The organism is Streptomyces lonarensis (genome assembly GCF_012033735.1).
GTDB lineage: Bacteria > Actinomycetota > Actinomycetes > Streptomycetales > Streptomycetaceae > Streptomyces > Streptomyces lonarensis.
The window spans coordinates 1-1,996 of record NZ_JAAVJD010000429.1; the positions used below are offsets into that span (position 1 = coordinate 1).

General features: G+C 78.9%; 2 protein-coding genes. One reads left to right on the forward strand and one right to left on the reverse strand.

Annotated elements, in window-relative coordinates; genetic code table 11:
- On the reverse strand, window positions 1–608 hold a 608-nt coding region (locus HCN56_RS25290; RefSeq protein WP_167974941.1), incomplete at its 3' end, for a PAS domain-containing protein.
- A gap of 273 nt (window positions 609–881) precedes the next feature.
- Between HCN56_RS25290 and HCN56_RS25295 the strand changes: the two genes are divergently transcribed.
- A partial coding sequence (locus tag HCN56_RS25295; RefSeq protein ID WP_167974943.1) for a HEAT repeat domain-containing protein occupies window positions 882–1,996 on the forward strand: 1,115 nt, incomplete at its 3' end.

Consider the following 1,996-nt stretch of genomic DNA (forward strand, 5'->3'; position numbering starts at 1 on the left):
CGGACGGGCGGTGGGGGCCGCCCCGGCCGCGGGCCGCGCTCCGCGACCTCCTGCGCCACCGCCCACATCGCGACGGTCGAGCCGGTCTCGTCCAGAACGGGCTCGGCCGCCAGCCGCACCGTCCGCCGGGTCCCGTCGGGGCGCGCGACGCGGAACTCGCAGGCCGCGGGCTGGCCGTCGACGAGGCAGCGGGTCACGGCCCCCGCGAGGCGCGGCTGGTCCTCGTCCGCCAGGCAGGAGGGGAGCTGGTCCAGGGTGAGCGGGCCCTCCGCCACCGGCCGGCCGAAGATCGCGTACAGGTCGTCGCTCCAGACGACGGCGTCGGTCAGCAGGCTCCACTCGGCGCTCCCGGTGCGCGGCCGCTCCCGCTCGGGGACGGGCCGCAGGCTCTCCAGCCCGCGGCCGAAGTCGTCCAGCCGCCGCAGCGCCTCCTCCCAGGCCGCGCCGCGCCCCTCCGGCCCACCCACCGGGCCCTCGCCGCCGCGCAGCGCCTCGGCGTCCTCGCGGAGCCCGCGGGCGCGCGCGATAAGGTCCTGGAACCCCTCGTGGTGGGGGGCGTCCGCCGCCGGCCGGCCGGCCGGGTGGTCCGGGTGGTGGGAGGAGTGCATCACTGTCCCCGATGCGCTGACGCTGCCGCCCGTGGCCCTGCGGCACGGCTGGATGGATGGATTCCGACTCTGGCACAGCTTCCCCCACCCCGAAAGGGATTCGGCCGGTCCGCACCCCGGCGCGCCGCGCCTCGGCGTTGGACCCGGCGCACGCCCCCGGCGTGTTCCTCCGCGGCGGGTGCGCCCCGCGGAGGTGGTCGGTGATGCCACCATCGAGGTCCACCGGCCGAAATCCCGTTGCCACCGACCGCTCGCCCCCGGATGCTGACTCATATGTTCGCCAGTCCAGTCGAAACCGACATAGCGCCCAGCGGAACCCTCCTGGGCCTGCTCCAGCGTGGGCGGGGGGACGGCGCGCTGCACGCGCTCGCCGCCCCCCGGGCCGAGGCCGTCTCGGCCCTGGAGCACTGCGTCCTGCACGACCCCCGCCCCGACTGGCGGCTGGAGCACCGCTCCCTCTACTACGCGCGGCTCTACGTCGACCTCCGGGCTGGGCTGGGCGGTATCGAGCACCACCTCTTCGACCCCGCCGACGGCCTCGCCGCGGCCACGGCCGACGACCGGGCCGACGGCACCGGGCACGCCGCAGCCCCCCGCGCCGACGAGATCGCGGAGGAGCGCACCGGACTCGCGCTCTCCGTCCTGGGGCACCTGGTCTCCTACGGCGACCGCCACGCCCTGGCGCTGCTGCGCCGGTACGCCGCCGACGGCGCCAACTGGCGCTGGGCGCTGGACGAACTCGCCGTCCGCGACGACGACGCCGGACTGCGCGCGCTCGGCCCCGCGATTCTGGCCAGATTTCCCCGCACCGACTCCGGGGACGCCGCCCTCGCCCGCGCCGTCCGGGACGCCTACGAGCCGCGCCCCTGGCGGCTCTGGGCGGAGGACTCCGCCCGCCCCGGTCAGGCCGCCCGGATCGACCGCGCCCGCGAGGACGGCGACTTCGGACGCTGGCGTCGCCAGCTGCGCTCGCCCGGCCCGCGCCCCGGCTGGGGCGTCCCCGCCGTGCTGGCGTGGGTGCAGGAGGGCCACGACGCCGTGCCCCCGGTCTGGCGGGAGGCCCCCGCCGCCCGGTGCCTGGCGGCCACCGCGGCCGACGAGGACCGGCCGCTGCTGCTGGAGACGGCCGCCACCGGGACGCCGCCGGTGCGCGCCGCCGCCCTGCGGCATCTCGCCGAACGGCAGGACCCCGCGGTGCTGCCCCTGCTGGAGGCGGCGGCCGACGACCCCGATCCCGACCTCGCCGCCTCCGCCGCGGGCTCCTTCGCCCGGATGCGGGGCGCCGCCGCCCTCGCCGCCGCCCGGCGGTGGGCCGCACGCGAGGACCGCGTGGGCGCTGCCGCCGCCACGCTCCTCGCGCACCGCGGCGGCGACGCGGACGCCGGGGC